The organism is Pseudomonas extremorientalis, from assembly GCF_024584605.1.
In the GTDB taxonomy this organism is placed as follows: domain Bacteria; phylum Pseudomonadota; class Gammaproteobacteria; order Pseudomonadales; family Pseudomonadaceae; genus Aquipseudomonas; species Aquipseudomonas extremorientalis.
Map to the genome: position 1 here is coordinate 1,479,937 of NZ_CP089519.1, position 26,329 is coordinate 1,506,265.

The following is a 26,329-nucleotide window of genomic DNA, read 5'->3' on the forward strand; positions in this document are numbered from 1 at the left end:
CATGCTGGCCACCGTTTCAGCCCTGATGTTGTTGTTGCTTGCCCCAGGCCCTACCAACACCCTGTTATTTCGTGCAGGTGTGTTGTGTGGCTTGCGGGCTTCGTGGAGGCTGGCATTTGTCGAGTGCCTGGCGTACCTGCTGCAAGTTTCGGTATGGGGCGTGGCATTGCTGTTTCTGTCGGCGTACTCGCCATGGGCGCTGAAGGCAACGCAATTGGCGGCAGCCTGCTACTTGCTCTATGTCTCCTACAAGCTTTGGCAGCGTAAGAACAGTGTCATCCACCCCGGTTCCGACCGTTTCTCCGGGCTGTACTTCTTCTGGCTGACGGTGATGAATCCCAAGGGATTGCTGATCGTGTCATTCATTGCACCGTTCGGCACCTTTGCCACGCTACCCGGCTATGCCGGGTTCATGGCCACGCTGGTGCTGGTGGTGATTCCAGTGGGGGCGGGGTGGATCATGCTGGGCAGCCGCTTTGAAGGAATTCAAAAGGCCTGGCTCACGCCATTGAAGATCAACCGTGCGACCTCTATTGCGATTGGCTGCTTTGCCACGCTGATGGTGGGGCGGTTGGCGGAATCGATGGTGAATTGAGGGGGCGCGCGTCTCAGATTTGATGTTTATTGAGATAGTTGCAGTTTTCTGCTGTACTCAAGTCTCAGAAATCGAAAAATTGAGATTTTGATGATCAAGTTGCCACCGAGGGTGCCGGAAGGGATTTTCGTTTTAATTGGCCAGGAACCCCATCTTCAGCATCTTTCTGACTATATGAAGCTGACTCAGCCAACCGATAGCCAGGGGCGTTACTTACACTTTGATCAACTACGTCACCGCTTCCCAAAGCATTTGGATCAGGCGATATGCTGGGGCATCGTAAAATACGAGCGCTCTCGTCTGTACCAGCAAATATTGCCTGTCGGTACGCCTGAGGCCTGGTGCAAGTTTTTACTGACACCGACCGCACAGCGCGTGGTATCCACGGTCGACAGGTACGCCTCAACTGCAGCACTTGAGTACATGAGCAGCAAGATTGGGAAGGCCGCTCACATCAAGTATCTGCTCAATGATTTGATTGAAGATGAAGCCATCAGCAGCAGTCAGCTGGAAGGGGCAGCAACCACGACGCTCGTAGCAAAAGATATGTTGAAAAGAGAGCGGCTACCCAGAACACCCGATGAAAAAATGATCATTGGTAATTACCGGATGATGCGTTTCGCTTGGGATAAGAGAAACGCTCCTCTCAGTGCCGAACTGATCGCTGAAATGCATGAGGTGGGTGTTCAAGGCATTGACGATGACAAATATTCTCCCGGCAGCTTTCGTCTAAATGATGACGTAGTTGTCCAAGATGGTGATAGCAATGTGGTCCATACGCCCCCTCCTGCAGAAGGCATCGCCAAAAGATTGGGGCGATTAGCTGACTGGATCAACACCTGCCACGACGACGCTACGACAAGCCGCTACCTCCATCCGTTGATCAAAGGTATTTCTCTGCATTTTGCGCTGGGTTACGAGCACCCTTTTCGGGATGGCAATGGTCGCGTGGCGCGTGCGTTGTTTTATTGGTTTATGTTTAAAAGCGATTACGCGGCATTCAGGTATATCTCCATCAGTGTTCTGCTTAAGAATGCCGCCGTTCAGTACGGTACGTCTTACCTCTATACCGAGACAGATGAACTGGATCTGACTTACTTTATTGACTACCAGTGCTCTGTGGTCCAGCGGGCGGTTGATAGCTTCAAGGCGTCTTACGAAAAAAGTGTTAAGGAGGCTGAGTCGTTCGAGCAATGGCTCTGGGAGTCAGGGCTTTACAAAGAGTTGAACGAGAAACAGAAGACTGTATTTCAGGTCGCCAAGAGTGGCACCGCGAAGCAGTTCACTGCGGTCAATGTGAAGGAAAATCTGGGCTGTTCCTACAACACGGCGTCAGCCGTCCTGAACGGTCTTGTTGAATTGAACATCTTCGTCAAGAAGAAGCAGGGTCGTGAATGGGTTTTTTCAATGCGTGATCAAGCAGAAATACAAAAAAACTGGTTGAAGACTTCTCGTTAATTTAACGAATGCCCACGTCTTCTTGAACCGTGGGCATTACGGGTATTACAGCGCCCCAAACACCTTCTTCGCCAAACTGGTAGCCGCCGCCGCCGGGTTCTCGCGAATGGTTTCTTCCTGCTTGGCAATCATCTTGAACAAACCGTCCAGTGCCTGCTCGGTCACGTAGCTCTCCACATTGGCGCTCTTGGCGTCCACCGCACCGAAAGCCGCAGCCTTGCCGGCGAGGGCATTGTACTGCTGGGCTACGCCGACCTTGTCGGTAGCCGCCTTGACGATGGGCAGGAACTTGGCGCGGATCTGTTCACGACTGCTTTTGTTCAGGTACTGGGTAGCGGAATCCTGGCCACCGCTGAGGATGCCCTTGGCGTCCGTCACGCTCATGTTCTTCACGGCATTCACCAGGATCGGCTGGGCCTGGGTCACGGCGGTTTCAGCGGCCTTGTTCATGCTGGTTTCCAGCTGCGTGACCTGGTCACCCATGCCGAACATCTTCAGCTTGTCGGCGACTTTGCCCAGCTTGCCAGGCAGGCCGATCTTCACTTCCGGGTTGTTGCTGAAACCACCGGGTACACCCAGTTGTTTCACGGCGATTTGCGCGCCTTGGGTCAGGGCGTCCTTGAGGCCGCCGCTGGCGTCGCCCTGGGACAGGCTGCTGAGGTCCAGGGCCATGGCGTTGGCACCGAGCAGCAGGCCGGCACACAGGGCAGTCAGGCGAAGGGAGTTACGGAGCATGGGCGCTTCCTTTTATCGAATTCAGTGGGCCGCCGCGTCAACGCGCAGACGCAGTGGTTGAGGATCCTGGCCGTTGAGCTGTACAGCGTGTCGCTCGGTGGTAATAAACAGTAGCTTGCCATCCACTTCGATGCGAGCGCTGACCGAGTAGCTGTGGCCGGGTTTGACCTGGGCCGGGTCGTAGCTCAGGTGAAACGGCAGCGGCACCTGGCCTTTGACCGGGCCTTTCTGCTCGGCGAGGGTCACAGCCGGTGCATCTGCCAGCGAAACGTCTTGCAGGCTGACACTCAAGGTCGCGGTTGGCGGCAGGGCGATGCGTTGCAGGTAGAACACTTCGCCATCGAGGCTGGCCTTGGGGGTGGGGCTCATGGACTGGCAGGCTCCGAGCAGGGCGGTAAGGCCCAGGAGGATGATCTTTTTCATGGTGTCGCTCCTTTTCAACAGCGCCGGCATCCAACCGGCGCCTTTTCAAATCTAGTGGTTTTCTTCAGGTTCGATGGGTATTTCGGCCGCGCCATCCACACGATGCAATGCCACCTGGCGGATCGACAGGCGAATCTCCGCCGGCAACACGCGCTTGGCCGCGCCTTCGGCCAGTTCGCCGAGCAGGTCGTGATAGCTCAGCTTGCCGGCGTCATCGCGGCGCAGCACATCTTGTTCCAGCAAGGTCTGGATGAAATGTCGGAAAAGGCTCTTGTCGAAGAACTCCGGAGCATTGAGGCCATGCAGGATCGACAGGCGCTGGGCCATGATCGTGCACAGGTCTTCCAGCTCTTCGGCGCTGATGCTGTTCTGGCCGCTGTTGAGCAGCAGCGAAATCGCCATGTAGAAGCGTTGCAGGGTCTGGGCGATGCTCTTGGACAGCAGCGTCAGCAACACGAAGTGCCGTGAACTCGGCGCCGGGCGCAGGTATACGTTGTTTTCGAAACGCAGCAAACCTTGTTCGACAAAGGCTTCCAGCCACTGGTCGATCACGGTATCGAGCTCTTCCAGCGACCAGCGGATAAACAGCTCCGATTGCAGGTACGGGTACAGCGCGTGGGTGTAGCGCTGGATCTGCTCGCGGCTCATCCGCGAGCTGCTCTGGAAGAAACTCGCCAGCAGTGCCGGCAGGGCAAAGATGTGCAGCACGTTGTTGCGGTAGTAGGTCATCAGGACGGCGTTCTGCTCGCCCAGGTAAAGAATCTTGCCCAAGGCATCGCTCTGTTCCGACAGCAAATCCATGTCCTTCACATGCTTGATCAGCGCCAGGCCATCACCTTCGGGCAAGGTGGTATGGGGCGAGTAGGGCACACGGCGCAACAGCGCCAGGTACAGGTCCAACTGGCGCGCCATGGCTTGTTCGTCCAGGGCCAGGCGGGTGGTGGACAGCAGCGCCAGGGCGACCAGGTTCACCGGGTTCACGGCGGCGGCTTCGTTCAAGTGGCGTGCCACCTGTTCGCCGAGGCGGTTGGTGGTTTCGTTGAGCCAGGCCGGCTTGTAGTTCGGCCCCAACTCCTGGGCACGCCAGTCCGGTTGTTCGCTGTCGAGGAATTCGGCCAGCTTGATCGGTTCGCCGAAGTTGACCGCGACCTGGCCGAAGCGCTGCTTGAGGGCGCCGACCACTTTGAAAATATCGAAGATCGACTCTTTCTTCTTGCTCGCGCCGCGCAATTCACCGAGGTAGGTACGGCCTTCGAGTACGCGTTCATAACCGATGTACACCGGCACGAACACGATCGGCATGCGCGATGAGCGCAGGAAGCTGCGCAGGGTGATCGCCAGCATCCCGGTCTTCGGCTGCAGCATGCGCCCGGTACGCGAGCGTCCGCCTTCGACGAAGTACTCCACCGGGAAACCCTTGGTGAACAAGGTATGCAGGTATTCGTTGAACACCGAGGTGTACAGCGGGTTGCCCTTGAAGGTGCGGCGCATGAAAAACGCACCGCCACGGCGCAGCAGGCTGCCGATCACCGGCATGTTCAGGTTGATCCCGGCGGCGATGTGCGGTGGGGTCAGGCCATTCTTGAACAGCAGGTAGGACAGCAGCAGGTAATCGATATGGCTGCGGTGGCAAGGGACGTAGATCACCTCGTAGCCCTGGGCAACCTTTTGCACGCCTTCGATGTTGTTGACCTTGATGCCGTCGTAGATCTTGTTCCAGAACCAGCTCAGCACCACTTCGAGAAAGCGGATCGCGGTGTAGGTGTAGTCCGAGGCGATTTCGTTGCCGTAGCGCAAGGCCTGGGCCTTGGCTTTTTCCGGGCTGATCTTTTCCCGTTCGGCCTCGTCGATGATGGCCTGGCGCACCAGCGGCATGTTGACCAGGCCCTTCACCAGATTGCGCCGGTGTGACAGATCGGGACCGATCACCGCCGTCTTCAGGTTACGAAAGTGCACACGCAGGATGCGTTGGGCCATGCGCACCGTGCGTTCGTGCCCTTTATTGTGCTCGATCAATTCACGCAGGTTGATTGGCGCAGAGAATTGCACGCGGGTCTTGCGACCCAGGATCAGGATGCTCAACAGGCGACGTAGACGCCCGGTGACCGCCCAGCTGTCGGCAAACAACAGCTTCCACGGGCTGGACTCGCTCTCGGGGGACTGGCCCCAGAACACGCTGACCGGAATGATTTGTGCATTCTCTTCGGCGTGCTCGCTGAGGGTATCGACCAGGCGGGTCAGCGTGGGCGGTGCACCACGCTTGTCCTGGCGGCCGAGCCAGTCCGGTTCCGGCGTGAGGTAGAAGAACGCCGCCGGTTCCATCAGCGGGCCGACCGAAACCGGCAGCACCGGGCGCGGCAGGCCGGCCTTGGTGCACTCGGCATCGACTACGGCCAATTCGGTGAGGGAGGGTGATTGCAGGACGTAGAACACCGGCCGGCTGCGGTCCAGGTTGAGGGTTAGGGACGACTGGTTGATCGTCTCCGAGCGAACCCAGAGGTACAACAGTCGGCGCAAGGTGCCAAACACTAGACGGCGGAACGGGGAGCGGGTCATAGGCGTGCTGCTTCAAGTGGAAAAAACCGAGCAGGCGCTCGGGCGGGTAGTGTGCCGTATTCGCCGAAAATCGGCAAAAAAGCAGCGATGTAAACTTGAGTTGATCGTTTTTGAGCCTGTCTTATACTCGGCAGTTCAATGCGACTGACCCAACAATAAAAAACTGTGGGAGCAAAAACAGAATGGCAACGCGTGAAACCGGCAATGTGAAATGGTTCAACGATGCAAAGGGCTATGGCTTCATTCAACGCGAAGACGGCAAGGATGTGTTTGTGCATTACCGTGCCATTCGCGGCGAAGGCCACCGTTCCCTGGCCGAGGGCCAGCAGGTGGAATACGCCGTGGTGACTGGCGAGAAGGGGTTGCAGGCGGAGGATGTGGTGGGGCTTTAACGCGCGCTGAACCCCTGTTGTGGTGAGCGGGCTTGCCCCGCGTTGGGCTGCGAAGCGGCCCCAATAAGAACGCCGCGTTGTGTCAGGCACTCCGCGGCGTAGGGTTTTAGGGCCGCTTCGCAGCCCAGCGCGGGGCAAGCCCGCTCACCACACAAGCCCTTCCCTCATGCTTTCAGGATCAGGCGGTTTTCCAGGTGATCTGCTCTTCACCGTCCACGCTGATCCGAATCCAGGTATCGGCGCTTTCTTCGCCTTCTTCCTCGACCCAGGTCCCCGGTGCACAACGCACTTCCACGTTCAGTGCAGCAAACGCAGCACGGGCGCAGGCAATGTCGTCGTCCCACGGCGTCTGGTCACTTTCCAGGTACAGGCTGTTCCATTTGCCGACGGCTTTGGGCAGCCAGGTGACCGGCACGTTGCCGGCCTTGCATTTGTAGGTCTGGCCTTTCTGGACCCAGTCGGTGCAAGGGCCCAGGGCGGCGCCCAGCCAGGCGGCAATGGCCTTGTGGTCGACGTCGGCGTCCTTCAGGTAAATCTCGATATCGGGTTGGCGCATGGATGTTCCTCGTTGCGGGATTCGAAAATCCATTCGCGGGTATTGGAAAGGTGTTTATTGAAGCACGAAATAGTCGTAGCGCATCGACACGGTGACCACCAGCGGCTCGGCCGCCTCGATCACTTGCGCACGGCGCTCGGCACTGGCACGCCAGCCGTGAGGCGTCATGGCCAGCAGGTTGGCGCGGTCCCGGGGCTCGGCCAGGTTCAGCGTGAATTCCAATGTTTCGCTGTGTGCCAGGCTCATGCCGTCCGGCACCAGGGCCAGGTGCTTGTCGTCGGTGTATTCACGCACTTCGTCGTACAAGCGCTCGCGCAATTCCATCAGGTGGCCGCTGGTCGGACCGACCTTCATCAGACCGCCGCCGGGGCTGAGCAGGCGCTTGGCCTCTTCCCAGTCCAATGGGCTGAACACGCTGGCGAGAAACTGGCAGCTGCCTGACGCCAACGGCACGCGGGCCATGCTGGCGATCAACCAGGTCAGCGCAGGGTTGCGCTTGCATGCACGCTTGACCGCTTCCTTGGAAATATCCAGTGCGTAGCCATCGGCGTGAGGCAGGGCGTCGGCGATTTGCGCGGTGTAGTAACCCTCGCCACAGCCGATATCGACCCAGCGCTGCGGCGCGCGTTCGGCGGCCAGTTCGGCCAGGCGCCTGGCCACCGGGGCGTAGTGCCCGGCGTTGAGGAAATCGCGGCGCGCTTCGACCATGGCCAGGTTGTCGCCCGGGTCGCGGCTGTTCTTGTGCTGCACCGGCAACAGGTTCAGGTAACCCTGGCGCGCACGGTCAAAACGATGCCCGGCCGGGCACGCCACGCCATTGTCCACCGTGTTGAGCGGCGCGCTGCAAATGGGGCAGGCGAGCATCAGGCGAGCAACTTGATCAGGGTCTGATAGTAGATTTCGGTCAGCACATCGAGGTCGCTGGCCAGGATGCGCTCGTTGACCTGGTGGATCGTCGCGTTGACCGGACCCAACTCGACCACTTGGGTGCCGAGGGTGGCGATGAAACGCCCATCGGAGGTGCCACCGCTGGTGGACGCCTGGGTCTCACGCCCGGTGATCGCCTTGATGCTCGCCGACACCGCATCCAGCAAGGCGCCCGGTTCGGTGAGGAACGGCAGGCCCGACAGCGCCCACTCCACGTGCCAGTCCAGGCCGTGCTTGTCGAGAATCTCCGCAACCCGTTGCTGCAGGCCTTCGACGGTGGACTCGGTGGAGAAACGGAAGTTGAACACCGCCGTCAGGTCACCGGGGATCACGTTGGTCGCGCCGGTGCCGGAATTGAGGTTGGAGATCTGGAAGCTGGTCGGCGGGAAGAAGGTGTTGCCGTCATCCCAGTGCTCGGCGGCCAGTTCGGCCAGGGCCGGCGCGGCCAGGTGGATCGGGTTCTTCGCCAGGTGCGGGTAGGCTACGTGACCTTGCACGCCGCGCACGGTCAGGGTGGCGCCGAGGGAGCCGCGACGGCCGTTCTTGACCACGTCGCCCACCAGCGTGGTGCTCGACGGCTCGCCGACGATGCACCAGTCCAGGCGTTCCTTGCGTGCAGCCAGGCGTTCGATCACGGCCTTGGTGCCGTGGTGCGCCGGGCCTTCTTCATCGCTGGTGATCAGGAAAGCCACCGAACCCTTGTGGTCGGGGTAGTCGGCGACAAAACGCTCCGCCGCCACCAGCATGGCCGCCAGGCTGCCTTTCATGTCCGCTGCGCCACGCCCGCAGAGCATGCCGTTTTCATCGATCAGTGCGTCGAACGGGTCGTTCTGCCACGCCTGCACCGGGCCGGTCGGTACCACGTCGGTGTGGCCGGCAAAGCACAGCACCGGGCCATCGTGCTTGCCGTGGGTGGCCCAGAAGTTGTCCACGTCTTCGATGCGCATCGGCTCAAGCGCAAAACCGGCGTCGCCCAGGCGCTGCATCATCAGCTTCTGGCAATCGGCGTCGATCGGCGTCACCGAGGGGCGACGGATCAGGTCGATGGCAAGTTGAAGGGTCGGCGAAAGGTCGGCATGGGCCGTCATGGGAAACTCCGGAAGCATGTGATGGGCGCAGGACGTAAGGGGCGCAGATTCAGTGTGGGAGGGGGCTTGCCCCCGATGGCTGAGTGTCAGTCACTGCATCTGTTGACTGGCTCACCGCCATCGGGGGCAAGTCGAATCGTCGCACCGCCCCTCCCACACAAAGCATTGGCCTGGGCCAAGACTCATAAAACGGCCGTTATCTTATAGCAAAACGGCGGCCAGAGGCCGCCGTTTAGTGCATTGCGCAAGTTTTTACGCAGCCGGTGCGGGTTGCGCTGCCGCCGCCGGTTTCGGCAGCGAAGACAGGAACGCCATGACCAGCGCCGCCACATACGGCAGCGACTGCACCAGCAACATCACCACCCAGAAGCGGATGTCATTGCTCGGCAGGCCCTGCACCAGGTAGATCCCCAGCGCCGCGCCCCACAACAGCAGCATGATGAACATCTCTTCGCGGGCTTCGGAAATCGCCACCCAGAAGCCGTGGTTATCGGCGTTTTTCGGTGTACGGAAGAACGGAATACTGGTGGTGAAGAAGCCATACAGCACCGCCTTGGCGATGGTGTGGGACAACGCCAGACCGGCCAGCGCCGCGCAGAATGCGTCCTTCAAGTTCACGCCTACCGCACGACGGTACAGGAAGATGATCTTGCCCACCTTGAACACGAACAGCGCCAACGGCGGGATCGCGAAAATCAGCAGCGGCGGATCGACCCGCGTCGGCACGATGATCATCGCCGCCGACCACAGCAGCGCACCCACGGTGAAGAAGATGTTCATGCCGTCCGCCACCCACGGCAGCCAGCCCGCCAGGAAGTGGTAACGCTGGCCACGGGTCAGTTCGGTGTCCTTGCCGCGCAACAGGCTCGCGGTGTGGCGCTTGATGATCTGGATTGCCCCGTAGGCCCAGCGGAAACGCTGTTTCTTGAAGTCGATAAAGGTATCCGGCATCAGGCCCTTGCCGTAGCTGTCGTGGTAATACGCCGCCGACAGGCCTTTCTCGAACACACGCAGGCCCAGTTCGGCGTCTTCGCAGATGCACCAGTCGGCCCAGCCCAGTTCTTCGAGCACCGAGCGACGGGTCATGGTCATGGTGCCGTGCTGGATGATCGCATCGCGGTCGTTGCGGGTGACCATGCCGATATGGAAGAAGCCTTTGTATTCCGCGTAGCAGAGCTTCTTGAAGGTGCTTTCGTTCTGGTCGCGGTAATCCTGCGGCGACTGCACTACGGCGATTTTCGGGTCGGCGAAGTGCGGCACCATGTGCTTGAGCCAGTTCGGCGATACGCAGTAATCGGAGTCGATCACCGCGATCACCTCGGCATCCTTGGCGGTGTGCGGGATCAGGTAGTTCAGTGCGCCACCTTTGAAACCGGCCAGGGGCGCGACATGGAAGAACTTGAAGCGCGGGCCCAGGGTTTCGCAGTAGTCGCGCACCGGCTCCCACACGGCCGGGTCCTTAGTGTTGTTGTCGATGATCAGGACTTCGTAGTCCGGGTAATCGAGCGCGGCCAACGCGTCGAGGGTCTGTTTGACCATCTCCGGCGGCTCGTTGTAGCAGGGCACGTGGATCGACACTTTTGGACGGTAGTCCGAATCCCCCACTACTGGCAGGAATTCACGCCGGCGCTTGTGGGTCCAGACCGCTTCCGCCAACTCATGGGCTTCGGTCAGCAACACGATAAACACGCCCAGGGCACCGAGGGCCAGGAGAATGCCCACGGTCACGCTGAACCAGGTGCTGTATTGCTGGCTGTAGTCGTAGCCGATCCACACCAGCACCGAACCGCACAGGAACGCGATAAAGGTCAGGAAGGTGCGGCCACGCTGGCGCAGGGCCGAGCCGTCGATCATCAGCAGGGTCAGCGACAACAGCGCGAGCACCACCGAACCGATGGCCAGCACGCGCCATTGCGGGATCGCGACCACGGGGCCTTCAAAGTTGAATTTCTGCTGGCGTGCGGCGTTGTACACGCCCCAGTAGGCGCCCGCCGAGCCTTCGTCGCTGACTTTCCACGGCTGATCGAAGGCCTCGATCACAAAGTAGTTGTAGCCCTGGCGGTTCAGCTTGTTTACCAGCGTACGCAGGTAAATCGCCTGGTCGGCCGGGGAGGTTTCATTACCCCCGCGCATGCGGCCGTTGCTCGGCCAGCCGACTTCCGACAGCAGCAGCGGTTTTTTCGGGAACAGTTTCTTCAGGTCACGGGCACGGTCGAGTACATACTGGCCGGCCTTGTCCATCGGGATGTATTCCCAGAACGGCAGGATGTGCGCGGCGATCAGGTCGACGTGCTTGGCCAGTTGCGGGTTCTTTTCCCAGATGTGCCACTGCTCGGAGGTCGTCACCGGTACTTTCACGGCGGCGCGCACCCGGTCCAGCAGCACAATCAGTGCCTCAGGGGTGATTTCTTCCCGGAACAGGGCTTCGTTACCCACCACTACCCGCACCACACTGCGCGAGGTGTTGGCGATTTCGATGGCACGCTGGATTTCTCGTTCGTTGCGCTCCAGGTCCGGGCTGATCCAGATCCCCAGCGTCACGCGCAGGCCGAACTCTTCCGCCAGCTTGGGGATGTCCCCCAGGGTGCCGTCGACCGAGTAGGTGCGGATGTTGTCCGTCAGCTTGCTCATGATCGCAAGGTCTTGACGCATCTGGTCGTCGGTCGGGTACTGGTCTTTCTGTGGGAACTGGCCTTGCTGGAACGGCGAGTAGGAAAAACCGGAGATCTGTTCAGGCCAGTTGGGGGTGGTGACGGGGCGGTTGATCAGCGCCCAGAAGCCGGTGAACAGCGCGGCGATTGCCAGCACGATCACCAGGTTGAGTCCAAATTTACGCGATGCCATGGCTATTTCGGGTTCCAAAAGGTGTGGAACGAAAAGAGGTGTCGGCCTGCGCCGAACGGCGCGCATCCTACACCGGCCCTTCCCTGACCGTACAGCAAGCAGAGAAAAACCGGACATTAGTCAGCGAAAGGCCATCTTAGTTCTTAACTTGTAGCTTGAAGCTTCGAACTTGTCGCTGCGTAGCCCTATAATGCGCGCCGGTTTTTGGGGTAATGGTCATGAGTACAGAAGATCCGCGGTTTGCAGGCGTCGCCCGCTTGTATGGCATTGAAGGCCTGGAGCGCTTGAAAGCGGCCCATGTGGCGATCGTCGGCGTCGGCGGCGTAGGCTCCTGGGCGGCGGAAGCCATGGCCCGTTGCGGGGTGGGCGAGATTTCGCTGTTTGACCTGGATGACGTCTGTGTCAGCAACAGCAACCGCCAGTTGCACGCCCTGGACAGCACCGTGGGCAAACCCAAGGTCGAGGTGATGGCCGAGCGCCTGCGCGGCATCAACCCGCACTGCACGGTGCATGCGGTGGCCGACTTCGTGACCCGCGACACCATGGCCGAATACATCACCCCCAACATCGATTGCGTGATCGACTGCATTGACGCGGTCAACGCCAAAGCTGCGCTGATCGCCTGGTGCAAGCGCCGCAAGATCCAGATCATCACCACCGGCGGCGCCGGCGGGCAGATCGACCCGACGTTGATCCAGGTCTGCGACTTGAACCGTACCTTCAATGATCCACTGGCTTCGAAAGTGCGTTCTACCTTGCGTCGCGACTATGGTTTTTCACGTACCGTGACCCGTCATTACAGCGTGCCGTGCGTGTTTTCCACCGAGCAACTGCGTTATCCCAAGCCGGATGGCAGCATTTGTTTGCAGAAGAGTTTTGTCGGGGATGGCGTGAAGCTGGACTGCGCGGGTGGGTTTGGTGCGGTGATGATGGTGACTGCCACGTTCGGCATGGTGGCGGCGACCAAGGCGGTGGACAAGATTGTGGCCGGGGTGCGCAGGCCTTCCGAGCGGGTCAAGCCCACTTAATACTGGATACTTGCACCATTCAAAATGTGGGAGCTGGCTTGCCTGCGATAGCGGTGGATCAGTCAACCTCTTCGACGACTGACACCCTGTAATCGCAGGCAAGCCAGCTCCCACATTTAGTTTTGTATAAGGCTCAATGCTCGCATGCGCTGCAAGACCGCATTCAGGCCATTGCTGCGCGACGGCGACAATTGGCGGGAAAGCCCCAGTTGGTTGAACCAGTCGGGCAAGTCGACGGCTTGCAGCTCGGCGGCAGAGAGTCCATTGACCCGCGCCAGCAACAACGCCACCAACCCGCGAATCATCCGCGCCTCGCTGCTGGCGGCGAACTGCCAATGACCATCGTGCAATTGCCCGACCAGCCACACCAGGCTTTCGCAGCCCTGCACGAGATTGGCGTCGACTTTATCTTCGGCAGGCAGGGCGGGCAAACGCTCGCCCCATTGCATCAGCATGCGCGCGCGCTGTTCCCAGCTGCCTACCGCCTGGAAGGCCTCCAGTGCAGCGACTGCCTCCACCGGCAGGCTCATCGCAGCATATCCAGCGCCTGATCCAGTGCTTCAAAAAAGCGTTCCAGATCGTCGGAATCGTTATACAGCGCCAGCGATACACGGATCGCCCCCGACAAGTGCATTGTCTTGAGCAACGGCATGGCGCAATGGTGCCCGGCGCGCACAGCGATGCCTTGTTCGGTCAACAGATGCGCGAGGTCGGCGTTATGCACGCCTTCGACCACAAAGCTGACCAACGCCACTTGCGGCGAGCCCAGCACGCGCACGCCATTGCGCGCTTTCAAACCGCGCAGCAGATACTCGTGCAACGCCGCTTCATGGGCGATCACTGCCGGTTGATCCAGCGAACTCAGGTAATCCAGGCTGGCGCCCAGGCCGATCACGCCGGCAATCGGCGGTGTGCCCGCTTCGAAACCCAGCGGCGCCGGGCGGAAACTGGCGCTGTGGTAGTCGGCCTGTTGCACCATTTCGCCGCCAAACTGCCAGTGGTGCAGGTGGTGCAGGGCTTCGTTGCGGCCAAACAGCACGCCGACGCCGTCCGGCCCGTACAACTTGTGGCTGGAAAACACATAGAAGTCGCAGCCCAGGGCCTGCACGTCGTGGCGGCCGTGGACGATGCCTTGGGCGCCATCGACCACGGTCAGTGCGCCGTGGGCCTTGGCCGTTGTGATCAGCGTCTGTAAGGGTTGCCAGGCGCCCAGCACGTTGGATAGCTGGCTTACCGCCAGCAGGCGTGTACGCGGGCCGATCAATTCGGCGGCGGCTGTCAGGTCGATCACGCCGTCATCGTTCAACGGCAACACCACCAGCGTGGCAGCGCGGCGTTTGGCCAGTTGCTGCCAGGGCAGCAGGTTGGCGTGGTGTTCCAGGGCACTGACCACAATCTCATCGCCCGCATTGAATAAGTGCTCAAGGCCGTAGGCCAAGAGGTTCAGCGCAGAAGTCGCGCCGTGGGTGAACACGATCTGCCCACTGCCGCCTGCATTCAACCACTGCGCGACCTTGCTGCGGCTGTCTTCGAACGCCTGGGTCGCATGGGCGCCGGGCAAGTGCTGGGCACGGTGCACATTGGCTGCGCCATTGGCGTAGTAATGGCTGATGGCATCCAGCAGGGCCTGGGGCTTTTGTGTAGTGGCGGCGTTGTCCAGGTACGTCTGGTCTTGCCGTTGCAGGGTGGCGATGGCCGGGAAATCGGCGCGCCAGGGGGAGGGCACTAGCATGGTGTTCAAGACTCGTATAAGCGAGCCCCAGGGTCGGGGCCCGCTAGTGGCATCGAGTGGCTGCTTAGTTGTGAGCGTGCAGCGCTTCGTTCAGTTCGATGGCCGATTTGTGGGTTTTGCACTCCACGGCACCGGTCTCGGAGTTGCGGCGGAACAACAGGTCCGGCTGGCCGGCCAGCTCACGGGCCTTGACCACTTTCACCAGTTGGTTTTTCTCATCCAGCAGCGCGACCTTGGTGCCGGCGGTGACGTACAGGCCCGACTCCACGGTGTTGCGGTCGCCCAACGGGATACCGATACCGGCGTTGGCGCCGATCAGGCAGCCTTCGCCGACCTTGATCACGATGTTGCCGCCGCCGGACAAGGTGCCCATGGTGGAGCAACCGCCACCCAGGTCCGAACCCTTGCCGACGAACACGCCTGCCGATACACGGCCTTCGATCATGCCCGGGCCTTCGGTGCCGGCGTTGAAGTTGATGAACCCTTCGTGCATCACGGTGGTGCCTTCGCCCACGTAGGCGCCCAGGCGCAGACGTGCGGCATCAGCGATACGCACGCCGCTCGGCACCACGTAGTCGGTCATTTTCGGGAACTTGTCCACCGAGAATACTTCCAGCAGCTCGCCACGCAGGCGGGCTTCCAGCTGGCGTTCGGCCAGTTCGTTGATGTCGATCGCGCCCTGGCTGGTCCAGGCCACGTTCGGCAGCTGCGGGAACACACCGGCCAGGCTCAGGCCGTGGGGCTTGACCAGGCGATGGGACAGCAGGTGCAGCTTGAGGTAGGCCTCAGGCGTGGAGGTCAGTGCGGCGTCTTCGGCCAGCAGGGTGGCGACCAGCGGGGTGTGGCTTTCGGCCAGGCGGTTGAGCAGCGCGGCTTGGGTGGCGTCGACATTCTTGAGGGCATCGGCCAGTTGCAGCGCTTGGCTGATGGTGAAGGTGATGGCCTGGTTGCCTTCGGTGTAACCGAGGATCGGCGCGATAGCCGCGACGATTTCAGCCGATGGATTGAGCAGCGGCTGTGCGTAAAACACTTCCAGCCAAGCACCTTGGCGGTTCTGAGTGCCGACGCCGAAGCCCAGGCTGAACAGGGAATTGGACATGCTGTTACCTCTACAAAAATGGAAAGGGCTGGCCTACTTGAGGGCCGCCGAATAACTATCTGGCTTGAAGCCAATCAGGGTTCTGTCACCGAGATCGAGCACCGGGCGCTTGATCATCGAGGGTTGTGCGAGCATCAATTCAATGGCTTTCGACTGATCGAGATCGGCTTTGCGTTCGTCTTCGAGTTTGCGAAAGGTGGTGCCCGCACGGTTCAACACCACCTGCCAACCGTGCTCGTTGCACCATTGGGTCAAGTGTTCGCGGTCGATACCGGCCGTTTTGTAGTCGTGGAACTCATAGCCCACGCCGTGCTCATCGAGCCAGGTGCGCGCTTTTTTCATGGTGTCGCAGGCTTTGATGCCGAAAAGGTGCAACGTTTTGCTTGAAGCGGTCAAGGAATTGCCCCCTTTTGGACCAAGTGAAAATTAAAGGTCACGGATTATGCCACGACCAGCGGGCGGGTGCCCCTCGTCATGCGGCGTGCGACTTATGTGCAAAGGCCGGCAGGCAGCATAGGCGGTTAACATAGCTGGGTAATATGGCACTTAGGCGGCCAGTTGTTGCCTCATGTGTGTCGTTGCAAGTCGATTGTCCGGGAAACCGCGTTATGCAAACCGCCTACACCGTTCTTATCCTGCTGATGCTGGTCAGCGTTTCGCGTCTGGTTGGGCGTGTCATTCCTCTGCCGTTGCCCCTGGTACAGATTGCTGCCGGAGCCCTGCTGGCCTGGCCGACGCTGGGCCTGCATGTGGCGCTGGACCCGGAGCTGTTTCTGTTTCTGTTCCTGCCGCCGTTGCTGTTTTCGGATGGCTGGCGTATGCCCAAGCGTGAGTTGTGGCGGTTGCGTGGGCCGATCCTGACGCTTGCGGTGGGGCTGGTGTTGTTCACGGTGGTTGGTGCTGGTTATTTCATTCACTGGATATTGCCTACGATCCCGTTGCCGGTGGCCTTCGCCCTGGCGGCGGTTTTGTCGCCGACGGATGCCGTGGCGGTGTCGGCCATTTCCCAGAATCGTTTACCTACGCCACTGATGCACATGTTGCAGGGCGAGGCCTTGATGAACGACGCATCGGGCCTGGTAACGTTCAAGTTTGCCCTGGCGGCGGCGTTGACCGGGGTGTTTTCCCTGGCGGATGCCAGCCTGACCTTCGTGTTGGTCGCCGTCGGTGGCCTGGCCGTTGGCGTGGCCCTGAGCTGGCTGGTCGGCCGACTGCGCGCCTGGATGATCGCCCGTGGCTGGGATGACCCGGCAACCCACGTGGTGTTCATGTTGTTGCTGCCCTTTGCTGCGTATGTGCTGGCCGAGCGCCTGGGAGCCTCGGGCATCTTGTCGGCGGTCGCGGCAGGCATGATGCAAAGCTGGCTTGATCTGCTACCGCGCCAGACCAGCACGCGCTTGCTCAACCGCAGCGTCTGGTCGCTGCTGGAGTTTACCTTCAATGGCCTGATCTTCCTGCTGCTGGGCCTGCAACTGCCGGACATCATCAAGGCCGTGGTCAGCCATGAGCCGACACTGTGGCCGACCCTGTTTTATCGCTGCCTGGATGTGATTGCGATCTTCCTGGTGTTGGTCGTGCTGCGTTTTATCTGGGTGCAGAGCATCTGGCGGCTGTCCGGCCTGTTACGCCGGATTCGTGGGAAAAGCGAGCTGACGCTGGTGCCAACCGCCCGTTCTTGCTGGTTGTTGACCGTGGGTGGTGTGCGCGGTGCGGTGACGTTGGCCGGTGTGATGTCGGTGCCGTTGCTGCTGGCGCCGGGCCAGGACTTTCCCGAGCGCGACCTGCTGATCTTCATCGCGGCAGGCGTGATCCTCCTGTCGCTGATCGCCGCCTGTATCGCCTTGCCGTTGTTGTTACGCGGCATTGAAAAGAGCCCGGACGAGAAACGCCATAAAGAGGTCCGCGAGGCTTGGAAAAAAACGGCCGTCGCTGCGATCCATGCGCTGGAAACGGAAGAGCCCGTTGAGCCCGAAACCCAGGACGCCGCCCAGGCTGCGCTCGCCACCGAACTCAAGGCACGGCTGATGTCGGAATATCGCCATCAATTGGAGGTGTTCAACGACTCGGCCGAAGCCCAGGCGTTGGCACGGCAGATGGACCTGCTCGAGCGCAAATTGCGCCTCAAGGCCCTGCGGGCACAGCGGTTGGAGCTGTATAGCCTGAGCCGTCATCACCAGATTGGTGATGACGTGCTGAGGGAGGTGTTGGCGGATCTGGATATGAGTGAGGCGAATCTGGGTCAGGTGAAATGACCCTCAAGCCCGTTAGCGGCGACGCTGAATAAAATCGCGAATGCGCTCAGCCGCTTCCACACACTCGGCCAACGGCGCGACCAACGCCATACGCACTCGCCCAGCGCCGGGGTTGGCGCCGTCCACTTCACGGGACAGGTACGAACCCGGCACCACGGTCACATGTTCTTCCACGAACAGATCGCGGCAGAATGCGGCATCGTCGCCGTTCACATTCGGCCACAGATAGAAGCCGCCATCCGGGCTCTGCACATCCAGCACCGGCTTGAGAATCGCCAGCACCGCGTCGAATTTCTCGCGATACAGGTCACGGTTGGCGTGCACGTGGGCTTCATCCTGCCAGGCGGCAATGCTCGCCAGCTGGGTTTGCACCGGCATCGCGCAGCCGTGATAGGTGCGGTACAGCAGGAACGCCTTGAGGATGTCGGCATCGCCGGCAACGAACCCGGAACGCAGGCCCGGCAGGTTGGAGCGCTTGGACAGGCTGTGGAACACCACGCAGCGCTTGAAATCCTGGCGACCCAGTTCGACGCAGGCGCTCAGCAGGCCGGGCGGCGGGGTTTGTTCGTCGAAGTACAGTTCGCTGTAGCACTCGTCGGCGGCGATGACGAAGTCGTATTCGTCGGCCAGGGCGATGAGTTTTTTCAGGGTGTCGACCGGGATCAGCGCGCCGGTCGGGTTGCCGGGCGAGCACAGGAACAGGATCTGGCAGCGTTTCCAGATGTCCGGCGTCACGGCGTCGAAGTCCGGGTTGAAGCCATTGGCGTCCAGGCACGGCAGGTAGTGTGGCTTGGCCCCGGCCAGGAACGCGGCGCCTTCGTAGATCTGGTAGAACGGGTTCGGGCTCACCACCAGTGCATCGTCGCCACGGTTGACCACGGTCTGGGTGAAGGCGAACAGCGCTTCACGTGTGCCGTTGACCGGCAAGATATTGCGCGCCGGGTCGAGCCAGCCCTTGGGCACGTTGAAGCGACGTTCGCACCAGGCACCGATGGCTTCGCGCAGCGCCGGGATACCCAGGGTGGTCGGGTACACGGCCATCTGGTCGAGGTTGTTGCTCAACGCTTCGGCCACGAACGTTGGAGACTTGTGCTTCGGCTCGCCGATGGACAGCGCAATCGGGCGCTTGTCCGGGTTTGGCGTGACGCTGCCGAGCAGGGCGCGCAGTTTCTCGAACGGGTAGGGTTGCAGTTGGTTCAGGGCGTTGTTCATGGGCATCTCGTTCAATTCGGTTTAAAGCATGCGGTCTGCTGGGCGAAGCCATCTAAATGTGGGAGGGGGCTTGCCCCCGATTGCAGTGTGCCAGCCAAAGCATTTTTATCTGATCCACCGCTATCGGGGGCAAGCCCCCTCGCACACGGGCCCTGTTTGTTTTTTAGAGAGTCAGGCGTGTCAGCTCGACGCCGGGTTCCTGGGTCACGCTCAATTGCTGGACGATCGCTTCCTGCAACCGCAGGCACAGCTCCGGGTCGGACAACGGCTGGTTGTCGGCATCGGTGATAAAGAACACGTCTTCCACGCGTTCGCCGAGGGTCGCAATCTTGGCGTTCTGCAACGACAGGTCGAACTCCAGGAAAATCCCACCGATACGGGCCAGCAGGCCTGGGCGGTCCGGGGCGCTCAGTTCGAGCACCGTCACCGGGCGCTGGGCGTCGTTGGAAATGGTCACCTGGGGCGCAAACGCAAAGTGTTTGAGTTGGCGCGGCACTCGACGCTGGATGATGGTCGGGTAGTCGTCAGGGTTGCGCAGGGCCTCGGTCAGGCCTTCGCGGATCTTCTTCACGCGCGCTGGATTGTCGCCGATCGAGTCGCCATCGGTGTCGAGCACGATATAGGTGTCGAGGGTGAACTGGCTGCTGGAGGTGATTACCCGTGCGTCATGGATGTTCAGGTTCAACTGGTCCATGGCCGCTACGGTCACAGCGAAGAAGTCGTGCTGGTCCGGCGCGTAGATGAAAATCTGCGTGCCGCCTTCGAATTCGCGCTGGGTGGTTTCCTTGATCAGCACCAGTGGGCCGCCGTCGGCCGGTTGCTGCAGGATCGCGTCGGTGTGCCAGGCGACATCACCGGCGGTGTGGCGCAGGAAGTAATCGTCGCCCAGTTGCGACCACAGTTGTTCCACATCGTCCGGGTCGTTGCCGCCGCGCACCAGGATATCCAGGGCGGCGCTTTGGGTGCGGCGGATCTGCTCTTCGCGGTCCACCGGGTTTTCCAGGCCACGGCGCAGGGCGCGCTTGGTCTCGGTGTACAGTTGGCGCAGCAGACTGGCGCGCCACGAGTTCCACAGCGTCGGGTTGGTCGCGTTGATATCCGAGACGGTCAGCACATACAGGTAGTCGAGGCGGGTTTCATCGCCGACGATCTGCGCGAAGTCGTGTATCACCTGCGGGTCGGACAAGTCCTTGCGCTGGGCGGTGGTCGACATCACCAGGTGGTTCTGCACCAGCCAGACGATCAGGCGGCTGTCCCATAGCGGCAACTGGTGGCGCTGGCAGAAGGCTTCGGCATCAACCGCACCGACCTCGGAGTGATCGCCATGCCGGCCCTTGCCGATGTCGTGGTACAGGCCGGCCAGGTAGATCAGCTCGGGCTTGGGTAGCTTGGCCATCAATTTGCTGGCCAGCGGGAATTTCTCCGACACCTGGGTGTACTGCAGCTTACGCAGGTGCTTGATCAGGTTCAGGGTGTGGGCGTCCACGGTATAGATGTGGAACAGATCGTGTTGCATCTGCCCGACGATAAAACCGAACTCCGGCAGGTAGCGCCCGAGGATGCCGTAACGGTTCATGCGCCGCAGGTTGCGGTGGATGCCGATCTTGCACTTGAACAGCTCGATGAACAGGCTGGTGTTGCGGATATCGTTGCGGAAATCCTCGTCGATCAGGTGCCGGTTTTCCCGCAGCAGGCGAATGGTATCGGCGCGCACGCCTTTGATTTCCGGCTGCTGGGCCATCAGCACGAAGATTTCCAGCATGGCAAACGGTGTGCGGCGGAACACGTTGTCGTTGCGCGCCTCGATATAGCCATCGTGCAGTTGGAAACGCGCATTGATCGGTTGCGGCGGCGCCTCGTCTTCGGGGGCCAGGATCACTTCTTCGAAATGCTGGATGATCAGGTCGCTGAGCTGTGCAATGCTCATGACCACCCGGTAGTACTGCTGCATGAAGCTTTCGATGCTGGTCTTCGCGTCTTCGCCTTCAAAGCCCAGCAGGGTGGCGATGGAGCGCTGGTGGTCGAAGAGCAGGCGGTCTTCGGAACGCCCGGCCAGCATGTGCAAGGCGTAGCGCACTTTCCAGAGGAATTCCTGGGAGGAGGCCAGCAGGGCGTTTTCGCTTTCCACCAGGAAGCCTTCGCCGGCCAGGGCGCGCAGGTTCAGGGTGCCGTACTGGCGACGCGCAACCCACAGGATCGTCTGGATATCCCTCAGTCCGCCCGGCGAGCCTTTGACGTTGGGTTCCAGGTTGTATTCGGTGTCGTTGTACTTGTGGTGCCGGGCCTTTTGCTCGGCGCGCTTGGCCAGGAAGAAGTCCTTGCTCGGCCACATGTGCGCGGTGCTGGTGACTTCAAGCATGCGCTGGCGCAGGCGCTCGGGGCCGGCGATGGTACGGCTTTCCATGAGGTTGGTGATGACGGTGAGGTCGGCGCGGGCTTCTTCGGCGCATTCGTCCACCGAGCGTACGCTTTGGCCGACTTCCAGGCCGATGTCCCACAACAATGTGAGAAAGCGCTCGATGGAATCGCGAAAGATCTCATGGTCGGCGCTGTCCAGCAGGATCAGCAGGTCGATGTCGGAGTAAGGGTGCAGCTCACCGCGACCGTAGCCGCCGACCGCCACCAGGGCGATGTCGGCGTCTTCGCTCCAACTGAACTGTTCCCAGGCTTTTTGCAGGATGTTATCGACGAACCAGGCTCGGTCCTCAATCAGCCGGCGGATGTCCCGGCCCCTGCGAAAGCGCTCGTCGAGCACCTCACGGGCCTGGCGGATCGCCTTCTTGAACGCGGCGATGGGGCTCGCCTTCAGGGCCAGTTCGGCCTGGAACTGGCCACGGTCGAAGAGTTCGGGATCCACCTGGGGCATTGATCGGCTTTCCTTTCTATCTATTCAGTCAGTCACAACACAGTGGGGGAAAACCTGAGCAACGTTTATGCCGACGTTGTACCCGACGTACGCGGGATCGTGTCATCGGCGCGCAGCGTGAAAATCTCGTAGCCGGTCTCGGTGACCAGCAAAGTGTGTTCCCACTGGGCCGAAAGCTTGCGGTCCTTGGTGATGGCAGTCCAGCCGTCGCCCAGCACCTTGGTGTCGGCCTTGCCCTGGTTGATCATCGGCTCGATGGTGAAGGTCATGCCTGCCTTCAGCTCCATGCCGGTGCCGGCGCGGCCGTAGTGCAGGATCTGTGGCTCTTCGTGGAAGACCGTGCCGATACCGTGGCCGCAGAACTCGCGTACCACCGAGAAACCGTTCTTTTCCGCATGCTTCTGGATCACTTCGCCGATGTCGCCCAGGCGGCAGCCAGGCTTGACGATCTCGATGGCCTTGTACATGCATTCCTGGGTGACCTGGGACAGGCGCTCGGCCCAGACCGGCACGTTGCCGACGTGGAACATGCGGCTGGTGTCGCCGAAGTAGCGGTCCTTGATCACGGTGACGTCGATGTTCAGGGTGTCGCCGTCCTTCAGCGGCTTGTCACCCGGAATTCCGTGGCAGACCACGTGGTTGACCGAGGTGCAGATCGACTTGGGAAAGCCTTTGTAGTTCAGCGGCGCAGGGATGGCGCCCTGCACGTTGACGATATAGTCGTGGCAGATCTGGTTGAGGGTCTCGGTGGTGACGCCGGGCTTGACGTGTTCGGCAATCATTTCCAGCACGTCGGCAGCCAGTTTGCCGGCGATGCGCATGCCAGCGATGTCTTCGGCGGTTTTCAAACTAACGGTCATACAGGCTCTCTCTAGCGCGACGCGCTGAAATCAATACGGTTTACGGGCGTGCGACAAAAGGTTGCAAAATTCGCACAAGCCACAGAAAACGCGATTCTAACAGACCATGGCGTCAAATCATGAGTCTCTGATGATCGCTTCTGTCTATAAGGTAGGGCTATGTCACCTCTATTCAAGGGGTTACACGAACGCGCCCAACGGCAAATGTGATTGCGTGTTCCGTTTTTGCCGATGCTGTGGTATAAAATGCGCCGCTTTCCGGGGATACCCCGCAAAGCTTAAATCCACACACGTGTCGACACGATGACCTGGGTGCCGGAGGCCTTGATGCCGCTGGTTGGTCATTGGGATACGTGGAGGCCAAACCCGACTTATTAAGGAACTATCATGTCCCAAGTCAACATGCGCGATATGCTGAAGGCCGGTGTGCACTTCGGTCACCAGACCCGTTACTGGAACCCGAAAATGGGTAAGTACATTTTCGGCGCGCGTAACAAGATCCACATCATCAACCTTGAAAAAACCCTGCCAATGTTCAACGAAGCGCTGACTTTCGTAGAGCGCCTGGCTCAGGGCAAAAACAAGATTCTGTTCGTCGGCACCAAGCGTTCCGCTGGCAAGATCGTTGCTGAAGAAGCAGCACGTTGCGGTTCGCCGTACGTCGATCACCGCTGGTTGGGCGGCATGCTGACCAACTTCAAAACCATCCGTGCTTCCATCAAGCGTCTGCGTGACCTTGAAGTGCAAGCCGAAGACGGTACTTTCGCCAAGCTGACCAAGAAAGAAGCGCTGATGCGTTCCCGTGACCTGGAAAAGCTCGATCGTTCCCTGGGTGGTATCAAGGACATGGGCGGTCTGCCTGACGCACTGTTCGTTATCGACGTTGATCACGAGCGCATCGCGATCACCGAAGCCAACAAGCTGGGCATCCCTGTTATCGGCGTAGTCGATACCAACAGCAGCCCGGAAGGCGTTGACTACATCATCCCAGGCAACGATGACGCAATCCGCGCCATCCAGTTGTACATGGGTTCGATGGCTGACGCTGTCATCCGTGGTCGCAACCACGTTGCTGGCGGTACCGAGCAGTTCGTTGAAGAAGCTCCGGTAGCTGCCGCTGAGTAATTAGCGCCCTGGCGTTGACTCAGTAAGCAAAAAGGGGGCTTGGCCCCCTTTTTGCCACCTCGAAAACCATTTGTCGGCAGCGCGGCTACATCATCTGTAACGTGCAGCGGCCTACAAGGGAGATTCGGGAAGAATTGATCGCCCGTCTGATCGGGTGGAATGGTTGAAAACCTATCCAAGAGGATTTTGAAATGGCAGAGATTACTGCAGCGTTGGTTAAAGAACTGCGTGAGCGTACCGGCGAAGGCATGATGGATTGCAAAAAGGCCTTGACCAAGGCTGGCGGCGACATCGAAAAAGCCATCGACGACATGCGCGCTTCCGGCGCCATCAAGGCCGCCAAGAAAGCCGGCAACGTCGCTGCTGAAGGCGCTATCGCCCTGGTTGAAGACGGTAAAGCCGCCGTTCTGCTGGAAGTGAACTCGCAGACCGACTTCCTGGCCCTGCAAGACGACTTCAAGGCATTCGTTGCTGCCAGCGTCAAGAAGGCATTCGATGAGAAGCTGACCACCGTTGAGCCTCTGATCGAAGCTCAAGAAGCGGATCGCCTGGTACTGGTCGGCAAAGTTGGCGAAAACGTCAACATCCGTCGCCTGACTCGCGTTGAAGGTGATGTCGTCGGTGGTTACCTGCACGGCAACAAAATCGGTGTAGCTGTTGTTCTGAAAGGCGGCGACGTTGAGCTGGCCAAAGACATTGCTATGCACGTTGCTGCCAGCAACCCTGAGTTCCTGCTGCCTTCGGAAGTGTCTGCCGAAGCGATCGAGCGTGAAAAAGCGGTGTTCCTGAGCCTGAACGCCGACAAGATCGCCGGCAAGCCAGAAAACATCGTGGAAAACATGATCAAAGGCCGTATCAGCAAGTTCCTGGCTGAAGCGAGCCTGGTTGAGCAGGCGTTCGTCAAGAACCCTGAAATCAAGGTTGGCGAACTGGCCAAGAAAGCCGGTGCTGAAATCGTTTCCTTCACTTACTACAAAGTAGGCGAAGGCATCGAGAAGCCGGTCGACAACTTCGCTGAAGAAGTTGCTGCCCAGCTGGCTGCCGCCAAGCAATAAGACAGCTTTCAACTGTCGCCCGAAAGAGGCTGCCCGCTCACGCGCGCAGCCTCTTTTCAAATGGGAGGGCCGATTTTAATTGGCATCCCTCCGGAACTGGCTTACAAAGCCGTGTTCCGATGGCGCTGTTACAGCGTCCAGCTAGAGTGAACGCAAGCCGTAAAACGGCTCGCCAAGAATTTTTAAAAAATACGCCGCAGGAGAGATTCGCAATGGCTCAGCAGGGCAGTGGTTATCAGGCTCGCTATAAACGCATTCTACTCAAGCTTAGCGGCGAGGCCCTGATGGGCTCGGAAGAGTTCGGGATCGATCCCAAGGTGCTCGACCGCATGGCGCTGGAAGTCGGCCAACTGGTCGGTATCGGCGTACAGGTCGGCCTGGTGATCGGTGGTGGCAACCTGTTCCGTGGCGCGGCCCTGAGTGCTGCTGGCATGGACCGGGTTACCGGCGACCATATGGGCATGCTGGCCACTGTGATGAATGCCCTGGCCATGCGTGACGCCTTGGAGCGCGCCAATATCTCGGCTATCGTGATGTCGGCTATTTCCATGGTCGGCGTAACCGATCACTATGACCGCCGCAAAGCCATGCGCCACCTGAATTCCAAGGAAGTGGTGATCTTCGCCGCCGGCACGGGTAACCCGTTCTTTACCACCGATTCGGCAGCCTGCCTGCGCGCCATCGAGATCGATGCGGACGTGGTGCTCAAGGCGACCAAGGTAGACGGCGTGTACACCGCAGATCCATTCAAAGACCCGCATGCCGAGAAGTTCGATCATCTGACCTACGATGAAGTGCTGGATCGCAAGCTGGGCGTAATGGATCTGACGGCTATCTGTCTGTGCCGCGACCACAAGATGCCACTGCGCGTATTTAATATGAACAAGCCCGGCGCCCTGCTGAATATCGTACACGGCGGCGCAGAAGGGACTCTGATCGAGGAAGGCCAACAATGATCAACGAAATCAAGAAAGACGCCCAAGCGCGTATGCAGAAATCCCTGGAGTCTCTGAGCCATGCATTCGGCCAGATTCGTACCGGCAAGGCACACCCAAGCATCCTGGGCAGCGTGATGGTGCCTTACTACGGCTCCGATACCCCTATCAGCAGCGTCGCCAACATTACCGTTAAAGACTCGCGCACCCTGCAAGTCGTAGCGTTTGAGCGCAACATGCTGGGTGCTGTCGACAAGGCCATCCAGAGCGCCGGTTTGAACCTCAACCCGACCAACCTGGGTGAGTTGCTGCTGATCTCCATGCCGGCCCTGACTGAAGAGACCCGTAAGGGCTTCACCAAGCAGGCTCGCAGCGCTGCAGAAGACGCGCGTGTTGCCGTACGTAATATCCGTCGTGATGCCTTGGGTGACCTGAAGAAGTTGGTCAAGGACAAGGAAATCAGCGAAGACGAAGAGCGTCGTGCCACCGCCGATATCGACAAGTTGACCAAGGATGCCGAGGCCCAGATCACCAAGGCCACGGAAGAAAAAGAAAAGGACCTGATGGCCGTATAAGGGGTCAGGACGCCTT

The 26,329-nt window shown here is 60.1% G+C and carries 23 protein-coding genes; 9 read left to right on the forward strand and 14 right to left on the reverse strand.

Annotated features, from left to right (window positions below; genetic code table 11):
- The first annotated feature begins 1 nt into the window (after position 1).
- Together LUU92_RS06485 and LUU92_RS06490 are read left to right on the forward strand one after the other, a co-directional pair.
- Complete coding sequence (locus LUU92_RS06485; RefSeq protein WP_257103323.1) at positions 2-595, forward strand: LysE family translocator; 594 nt, start codon at positions 2-4, stop codon at positions 593-595.
- Between the two features lie 93 nt (positions 596-688).
- The gene (locus tag LUU92_RS06490) at positions 689-2,053 is read left to right on the forward strand and encodes a Fic family protein (RefSeq protein ID WP_371322047.1); all 1,365 of its coding nucleotides are present in this window, start codon (positions 689-691) and stop codon (positions 2,051-2,053) included.
- Between the two features lie 45 nt (positions 2,054-2,098).
- Here LUU92_RS06490 and LUU92_RS06495 read toward each other — a convergent pair whose 3' ends face one another.
- Genes LUU92_RS06495 through plsB form a run of 3 tightly spaced genes read right to left on the reverse strand, consistent with a single transcriptional unit; the run spans position 2,099 to position 5,767 of the window.
- Positions 2,099-2,788 (reverse strand): DUF4197 domain-containing protein, encoded by a 690-nt coding sequence (locus LUU92_RS06495; protein WP_071488787.1) that lies wholly within the window; start codon positions 2,786-2,788, stop codon positions 2,099-2,101.
- Between the two features lie 21 nt (positions 2,789-2,809).
- Positions 2,810-3,211 carry a YbaY family lipoprotein gene (locus LUU92_RS06500; protein WP_071488788.1) on the reverse strand — a complete coding sequence of 134 codons (402 nt, stop codon included), beginning with the start codon at positions 3,209-3,211 and terminating at the stop codon, positions 2,810-2,812.
- Positions 3,212-3,262: 51 nt separating this feature from the next.
- Positions 3,263-5,767, reverse strand: coding sequence for a glycerol-3-phosphate 1-O-acyltransferase PlsB (gene plsB / locus LUU92_RS06505; RefSeq protein ID WP_071488789.1), 2,505 nt, complete (start codon positions 5,765-5,767; stop codon positions 3,263-3,265).
- A 182-nt stretch (positions 5,768-5,949) separates the two neighbouring features.
- Between plsB and LUU92_RS06510 the strand changes: the two genes are divergently transcribed.
- The gene (locus LUU92_RS06510; RefSeq protein WP_003219353.1) at positions 5,950-6,159 is read left to right on the forward strand and encodes a cold-shock protein; all 210 of its coding nucleotides are present in this window, start codon (positions 5,950-5,952) and stop codon (positions 6,157-6,159) included.
- A 178-nt stretch (positions 6,160-6,337) separates the two neighbouring features.
- Here the strand turns inward: LUU92_RS06510 and LUU92_RS06515 are convergent, their stop codons facing one another.
- The 4 genes from LUU92_RS06515 to LUU92_RS06530 form a co-directional block, all read right to left on the reverse strand.
- Positions 6,338-6,715, reverse strand: a complete 378-nt coding sequence (locus LUU92_RS06515; RefSeq protein WP_058425300.1) for a hypothetical protein — start codon at positions 6,713-6,715, stop codon at positions 6,338-6,340.
- Between the two features lie 54 nt (positions 6,716-6,769).
- Entirely contained in the window at positions 6,770-7,579 is an 810-nt protein-coding gene (locus LUU92_RS06520) for a putative RNA methyltransferase (RefSeq protein ID WP_071488790.1), read from the reverse strand.
- Complete coding sequence (gene dapE / locus LUU92_RS06525; protein WP_071488791.1) at positions 7,579-8,730, reverse strand: succinyl-diaminopimelate desuccinylase; 1,152 nt, start codon at positions 8,728-8,730, stop codon at positions 7,579-7,581. The genes LUU92_RS06520 and dapE overlap by 1 nt, the downstream gene beginning before the upstream one ends.
- Positions 8,731-8,982: 252 nt before the next feature.
- On the reverse strand, positions 8,983-11,574 hold the full coding sequence (locus LUU92_RS06530) for a glycosyltransferase (protein WP_071488792.1): 2,592 nt from the start codon (positions 11,572-11,574) through the stop codon (positions 8,983-8,985).
- A 212-nt stretch (positions 11,575-11,786) separates the two neighbouring features.
- Here LUU92_RS06530 and tcdA point away from each other — a divergent pair, with 212 nt between their 5' ends.
- The gene (gene tcdA / locus LUU92_RS06535; protein ID WP_083351546.1) at positions 11,787-12,602 is read left to right on the forward strand and encodes a tRNA cyclic N6-threonylcarbamoyladenosine(37) synthase TcdA; all 816 of its coding nucleotides are present in this window, start codon (positions 11,787-11,789) and stop codon (positions 12,600-12,602) included.
- A gap of 116 nt (positions 12,603-12,718) precedes the next feature.
- Here the strand turns inward: tcdA and LUU92_RS06540 are convergent, their stop codons facing one another.
- The 4 genes from LUU92_RS06540 to LUU92_RS06555 all read right to left on the reverse strand — a co-directional run bounded on the left by LUU92_RS06540 (position 12,719) and on the right by LUU92_RS06555 (position 15,775).
- On the reverse strand, positions 12,719-13,132 hold the full coding sequence (locus LUU92_RS06540) for a SufE family protein (RefSeq protein WP_071488793.1): 414 nt from the start codon (positions 13,130-13,132) through the stop codon (positions 12,719-12,721).
- Positions 13,129-14,334: an aminotransferase class V-fold PLP-dependent enzyme gene (locus LUU92_RS06545; protein WP_257103325.1), complete on the reverse strand. Its 1,206-nt coding sequence runs from the start codon at positions 14,332-14,334 to the stop codon at positions 13,129-13,131. The genes LUU92_RS06540 and LUU92_RS06545 overlap by 4 nt, the downstream gene beginning before the upstream one ends.
- 64 nt (positions 14,335-14,398) lie before the next feature.
- Complete coding sequence (dapD, locus tag LUU92_RS06550) at positions 14,399-15,433, reverse strand: 2,3,4,5-tetrahydropyridine-2,6-dicarboxylate N-succinyltransferase (protein ID WP_058425293.1); 1,035 nt, start codon at positions 15,431-15,433, stop codon at positions 14,399-14,401.
- 33 nt (positions 15,434-15,466) lie between these two features.
- Entirely contained in the window at positions 15,467-15,775 is a 309-nt protein-coding gene (locus LUU92_RS06555; protein WP_231999482.1) for an arsenate reductase, read from the reverse strand.
- Positions 15,776-16,041: 266 nt separating this feature from the next.
- On the opposite strand from LUU92_RS06555, the gene LUU92_RS06560 reads away from it, so the two are divergent.
- Positions 16,042-17,685, forward strand: coding sequence for a Na+/H+ antiporter (locus LUU92_RS06560; RefSeq protein ID WP_257103326.1), 1,644 nt, complete (start codon positions 16,042-16,044; stop codon positions 17,683-17,685).
- A 12-nt stretch (positions 17,686-17,697) separates the two neighbouring features.
- Here LUU92_RS06560 and dapC read toward each other — a convergent pair whose 3' ends face one another.
- The 3 genes from dapC to map all read right to left on the reverse strand — a co-directional run bounded on the left by dapC (position 17,698) and on the right by map (position 22,623).
- Entirely contained in the window at positions 17,698-18,897 is a 1,200-nt protein-coding gene (gene dapC / locus LUU92_RS06565; protein WP_071488796.1) for a succinyldiaminopimelate transaminase, read from the reverse strand.
- Between the two features lie 163 nt (positions 18,898-19,060).
- Complete coding sequence (locus LUU92_RS06570; protein WP_071488797.1) at positions 19,061-21,763, reverse strand: [protein-PII] uridylyltransferase; 2,703 nt, start codon at positions 21,761-21,763, stop codon at positions 19,061-19,063.
- Positions 21,764-21,828: 65 nt separating this feature from the next.
- On the reverse strand, positions 21,829-22,623 hold the full coding sequence (map, locus tag LUU92_RS06575; RefSeq protein WP_058425288.1) for a type I methionyl aminopeptidase: 795 nt from the start codon (positions 22,621-22,623) through the stop codon (positions 21,829-21,831).
- Positions 22,624-23,010: 387 nt separating this feature from the next.
- Between map and rpsB the strand changes: the two genes are divergently transcribed.
- The 4 genes from rpsB to frr all read left to right on the forward strand — a co-directional run bounded on the left by rpsB (position 23,011) and on the right by frr (position 26,313).
- A complete protein-coding gene (gene rpsB, locus LUU92_RS06580) occupies positions 23,011-23,748 on the forward strand; it encodes a 30S ribosomal protein S2 (RefSeq protein WP_003189158.1) in 738 nt (245 codons plus the stop codon).
- Positions 23,749-23,939: 191 nt separating this feature from the next.
- Positions 23,940-24,803, forward strand: a complete 864-nt coding sequence (gene tsf / locus LUU92_RS06585; protein ID WP_058425287.1) for a translation elongation factor Ts — start codon at positions 23,940-23,942, stop codon at positions 24,801-24,803.
- A gap of 212 nt (positions 24,804-25,015) precedes the next feature.
- A complete protein-coding gene (gene pyrH, locus LUU92_RS06590; protein WP_003189161.1) occupies positions 25,016-25,759 on the forward strand; it encodes a UMP kinase in 744 nt (247 codons plus the stop codon).
- Positions 25,756-26,313, forward strand: a complete 558-nt coding sequence (frr, locus tag LUU92_RS06595; RefSeq protein WP_012722596.1) for a ribosome recycling factor — start codon at positions 25,756-25,758, stop codon at positions 26,311-26,313. Before pyrH ends, frr begins: the two co-directional genes overlap by 4 nt.
- Positions 26,314-26,329 lie beyond the last annotated feature (16 nt).

Bases quoted from the DNA above. Each gene is read 5' to 3' on its own strand.
- LUU92_RS06485 (WP_257103323.1), top strand. From the start codon at position 2: ATGCTGGCCACCGTTTCAGCCCTGATGTTGTTGTTGCTTGCCCCAGGC.
- frr (WP_012722596.1), top strand. From the start codon at position 25,756: ATGATCAACGAAATCAAGAAAGACGCCCAAGCGCGTATGCAGAAATCC.
- LUU92_RS06530 (WP_071488792.1), bottom strand. From the start codon at position 11,574: ATGGCATCGCGTAAATTTGGACTCAACCTGGTGATCGTGCTGGCAATC.
- LUU92_RS06510 (WP_003219353.1), top strand. From the start codon at position 5,950: ATGGCAACGCGTGAAACCGGCAATGTGAAATGGTTCAACGATGCAAAG.
- dapD (WP_058425293.1), bottom strand. From the start codon at position 15,433: ATGTCCAATTCCCTGTTCAGCCTGGGCTTCGGCGTCGGCACTCAGAAC.
- LUU92_RS06570 (WP_071488797.1), bottom strand. From the start codon at position 21,763: ATGCCCCAGGTGGATCCCGAACTCTTCGACCGTGGCCAGTTCCAGGCC.
- LUU92_RS06500 (WP_071488788.1), bottom strand. From the start codon at position 3,211: ATGAAAAAGATCATCCTCCTGGGCCTTACCGCCCTGCTCGGAGCCTGC.
- pyrH (WP_003189161.1), top strand. From the start codon at position 25,016: ATGGCTCAGCAGGGCAGTGGTTATCAGGCTCGCTATAAACGCATTCTA.
- LUU92_RS06495 (WP_071488787.1), bottom strand. From the start codon at position 2,788: ATGCTCCGTAACTCCCTTCGCCTGACTGCCCTGTGTGCCGGCCTGCTG.
- tcdA (WP_083351546.1), top strand. From the start codon at position 11,787: ATGGTCATGAGTACAGAAGATCCGCGGTTTGCAGGCGTCGCCCGCTTG.
- plsB (WP_071488789.1), bottom strand. From the start codon at position 5,767: ATGACCCGCTCCCCGTTCCGCCGTCTAGTGTTTGGCACCTTGCGCCGA.
- dapC (WP_071488796.1), bottom strand. From the start codon at position 18,897: ATGAACAACGCCCTGAACCAACTGCAACCCTACCCGTTCGAGAAACTG.
- dapE (WP_071488791.1), bottom strand. From the start codon at position 8,730: ATGACGGCCCATGCCGACCTTTCGCCGACCCTTCAACTTGCCATCGAC.
- LUU92_RS06540 (WP_071488793.1), bottom strand. From the start codon at position 13,132: ATGAGCCTGCCGGTGGAGGCAGTCGCTGCACTGGAGGCCTTCCAGGCG.
- LUU92_RS06555 (WP_231999482.1), bottom strand. From the start codon at position 15,775: ATGAAAAAAGCGCGCACCTGGCTCGATGAGCACGGCGTGGGCTATGAG.
- LUU92_RS06545 (WP_257103325.1), bottom strand. From the start codon at position 14,334: ATGCTAGTGCCCTCCCCCTGGCGCGCCGATTTCCCGGCCATCGCCACC.
- tsf (WP_058425287.1), top strand. From the start codon at position 23,940: ATGGCAGAGATTACTGCAGCGTTGGTTAAAGAACTGCGTGAGCGTACC.
- LUU92_RS06560 (WP_257103326.1), top strand. From the start codon at position 16,042: ATGCAAACCGCCTACACCGTTCTTATCCTGCTGATGCTGGTCAGCGTT.
- LUU92_RS06515 (WP_058425300.1), bottom strand. From the start codon at position 6,715: ATGCGCCAACCCGATATCGAGATTTACCTGAAGGACGCCGACGTCGAC.
- LUU92_RS06520 (WP_071488790.1), bottom strand. From the start codon at position 7,579: ATGCTCGCCTGCCCCATTTGCAGCGCGCCGCTCAACACGGTGGACAAT.
- rpsB (WP_003189158.1), top strand. From the start codon at position 23,011: ATGTCCCAAGTCAACATGCGCGATATGCTGAAGGCCGGTGTGCACTTC.
- map (WP_058425288.1), bottom strand. From the start codon at position 22,623: ATGACCGTTAGTTTGAAAACCGCCGAAGACATCGCTGGCATGCGCATC.